This window comes from Rhodococcus sp. Q1 (assembly GCF_004153645.1).
GTDB lineage: Bacteria > Actinomycetota > Actinomycetes > Mycobacteriales > Mycobacteriaceae > Rhodococcus > Rhodococcus gordoniae.
This window is the reverse complement of record NZ_SDMJ01000025.1, coordinates 1-824: the sequence shown is the minus strand read 5'-3', so window position 1 is coordinate 824 and position 824 is coordinate 1. Positions and strand designations below refer to the sequence as shown.

At 68.4% G+C, this 824-nt stretch carries 1 pseudogene; it reads right to left on the bottom strand.

Annotated features, from left to right (window positions below):
- Positions 1 to 10 precede the first annotated feature (10 nt).
- A pseudogene (locus tag EQ874_RS22790) lies at positions 11 to 808 on the bottom strand (IS5 family transposase).
- Positions 809 to 824 lie beyond the last annotated feature (16 nt).

The following is an 824-nucleotide window of genomic DNA, read 5'->3' as shown; positions in this document are numbered from 1 at the left end:
AGAGCACGTCTCATTTGGTGAGTTTCTTGAAGCAGGTCAGCGCAGCGGCGAGTTGGAGAAAGGAAGCAAAGTTCTCACCGTGACGTTCGTAGCGCATCGTCAGCCGGCGATAGCCGCTCAGCCAAGCCAGGGTGCGTTCGATCTTCCACCGGTAACGGCCGAGGCGTTCGCTGCTGTCGACGCCGCGGCGGGCGATCCGCGGAACGATGCCCCCGGGCCCGCAGCCACCGGCGGTGCACGGGATAGTCGTAACCCTTGTCCGCCCGCAACCGGCCGGGTCGGCGGCGCCGCGGACCGCGAGGTGAGCGCACCGCCGGAATCGCAGCGACCATGGGTTGCAGCATGACACTGTCGTGGGCGTTCGCCGAGGTCACCGCCGTGACGAGGGGAATGCCGTCGGCATCGGAGAGGATGTGGATCTTCGAGCCGTTCTTGCCTCGATCGACCGGGCTGGGACCGGTCAGAGAGCCCCCCTTTTCGCCCGCACGTGCGCTGCGTCCAGGATCGCGGCGGACCAGTCCAGGCCCCCACCGGCACCGAGCCGATCGAGGACCCGGCGGTGCAGCTCGTCGAACACCCCGGCCCGAACCCAGGTGGTGAAGCGGCGGTGTGCGGTCGGAACGCTGACCCCGAACGACGGTGGCAGGTGCCGCCAGGCACAGCCGCTGGTGAGCACGTAGACGATCGCGGTGAACACCGCCCGATCATCGATCGCCGCCCGGCCGCCGCCTTGGGGCCGCGCCCGGAATCCGGGCAGCAACGGTTCGACGATCTCCCACAACGCATCCGGTACCAGCCGGGAAGACAACGCATCGACCACGGCA